This window comes from Mesonia sp. HuA40, from assembly GCF_008017835.1.
GTDB lineage: Bacteria > Bacteroidota > Bacteroidia > Flavobacteriales > Flavobacteriaceae > Mesonia.
Map to the genome: position 1 here is coordinate 1 of NZ_VRLT01000057.1, position 2176 is coordinate 2176.

At 33.1% G+C, this 2176-nt stretch carries 3 protein-coding genes; all 3 read right to left on the reverse strand.

What is annotated here, in order from left to right; translation table 11 throughout:
* Positions 1-554 precede the first annotated feature (554 nt).
* Complete coding sequence (locus tag FT993_RS12345; protein WP_187240798.1) at positions 555-806, reverse strand: hypothetical protein; 252 nt, start codon at positions 804-806, stop codon at positions 555-557.
* A 39-nt stretch (positions 807-845) separates the two neighbouring features.
* Entirely contained in the window at positions 846-1109 is a 264-nt protein-coding gene (locus FT993_RS09700) for a HEAT repeat domain-containing protein (RefSeq protein ID WP_147862355.1), read from the reverse strand.
* Between the two features lie 161 nt (positions 1110-1270).
* The gene (locus FT993_RS09705) at positions 1271-2002 is read right to left on the reverse strand and encodes a hypothetical protein (RefSeq protein WP_147862356.1); all 732 of its coding nucleotides are present in this window, start codon (positions 2000-2002) and stop codon (positions 1271-1273) included.
* Positions 2003-2176: the final 174 nt, after the last annotated feature.

A 2176-nucleotide genomic window follows, 5' to 3' on the forward strand; every position in this document is an offset into this window, starting at 1 on the left:
TGGAATTTTCGGTAGAAAATTCCGCCGCAATGAATTATAGCCGTTGTTACATACTGTGGCGATACGCTCTGCTTGGAACGCTCTGCTATGCCGTCCACATAATTTTTTCCGCTTTGCTCTTTTTCCGTCCACTTTTTTTATTCAGCAATGCGCTGATTTATTTTTAAAACGTAGATTTTAATATCTTTTTTTCGTTTTCTTCAAATTTTTGATTCGACCTTAATTCAGCTTAATTTTTAAATTCGCTTTTTATTTTTTTGCACGATATAGTTTTATTCCTTTTTTTCAGCGTAGCGCTATTTCATTCCGCGTAGTGCTATTCAATTCCGCTGTTCTCTTTTTAAGTCAGTTAAATTTTCAAACAGTCAGATTTATTATTTCTCCGTTCTGCTTTTCATTCCGAGCCATTGTATGTAACGGTCTCGTATAACCGTCAGTTACGGGTTAAAGTACGCAAATTTTTCGGTTTAGCACTGACGTTAGCAATTCCGAGTGGATTCGGACGTAGTCGAATCCGCCGTAATTGCGGTTATACATTGTTGTGAGCTGGCTTTTTATTTCCATATTTCCCACCATTTTTTTGTTCCGATTCCGTTTTTTATTTGTTCTCGTTTTATTATTTCCGCTGTATCAATTCCAAGAGAAGTTCTTGCATTGTAAGCGGTCAAATAATCTTTATGATTTATAAAATCCCGAATCTTATTATTTATTCGGTCGTCACTAAATTTAGCTAAATGATGAAAAATTCCAATTCGCGAATACTTTTCCGAAATTTTGTCCATTTCGCTTAACGCGATTTCTTTCATTTTCTCATCTCCGTTTTTTATCTCGTTTATGTAACTCGCTCAAATAATTTTCATAGTTGAGCTATTTGTTAAGTTCAGTCGTTTTTGTAAAGTTGGAAGCGAGTCAGTCGATTTCATTATTGTCAAAGTTTCTCCGATTAAATCGTCTTCTTTGTCTTCGAGCATTTCAATCAAAGTACTCTCAACTTCTAATTTTTCTTTTTCGGTCAAGCTTAAAACAATGTGTTCATTGCTAAATCCATTCCGATGCTGATAATCATTCGGTGGAATTAGTTCTTTTATCAATTGTTCAATGCTTCTCACTTCGTTTTTTTTAGCTTGCTCACAACGGTCTCGTATAACCGTCAGTTACGGGATTAAAGATAATGATTTTCGGTTAAGCACTGACGTTAGCAATTCCGAGTGGATTCGGACGTAGTCGAATCCGCCGTAATTGCGGTTATACATTGTTGGCAAACGTTTTTTTAGCACGAGCACATTGATATTATGACAACTTTCATTCCATTAAATTTTTGTAATAATTCTGAAATTTCTCCATCAATTTTATTTTCAAGTTCATCTATTTTTTTCTCCGCTTGTAAATACTCTTTTCCATTAGAATATTTCATTATTTCTTTTTGTTCATTTATTTTTTTGTCAAAGTCAACGGATACTTTTTTAAGCTCTTTTTTTATTTGCTCAATCTTTGGGTTGTCTTCGTGAACAAAAATTTGATTTTCACATAAATATCCTCCTGTTGAGATTTTTTCAATCGGTTTTATACTCATCCAAAACCTATCTTCCCAATTATGAGTAGATGAAATTCCAATTGCGTAAGATTGGTCTGTTAGTTCTATAATTTTTAAAGACTTAATTTGCTGTTTGTCAATAGTTTTTTTGTCAGTCAAAGTGTATATAAATCTGTTTTCTCCATCATAATCAAGATAATTATATTTAATTCTATTCCGGAAATATGTTAATTCTTCCAATGAGTCATTGTAGTGGTGTCTTAACACTATCTCATAGTTTTTTTCAAGAAATTCTTGATAGCTAATTGTTTTATCTTTTTGGTAAACAGATGCTAAATAATTATATCCGTGTATTTTGTTACCATCTTTTAACTCAATAGTGAATTCAATTTGGTGTCCGTTGTATTCAGCCAATGCAATAAATGGCAGAAATAGATAGAAAAAAGTTAAGATGTTCCTTATTTTCATAATTTTTTTAAATGTTTGCCAACGGCTTTGGCTATGATTTCGTTGCGGAAAAATACGCAGGATTTATTCCGCTGTAACTCAAAGATAGAAAAAAGGATGGAATTTTCGGTAGAAAATTCCGCCGCAATGAATTATAGCCGTTGTTACCTAAAGTAGCGACACGCTCTGCTCTAA

Excerpts from the sequence above, each read along its gene's own strand:
- FT993_RS12345 (WP_187240798.1), bottom strand. The coding sequence starts at position 806 with ATGAAAGAAATCGCGTTAAGCGAAATGGACAAAATTTCGGAAAAGTAT.
- FT993_RS09705 (WP_147862356.1), bottom strand. The coding sequence starts at position 2,002 with ATGAAAATAAGGAACATCTTAACTTTTTTCTATCTATTTCTGCCATTT.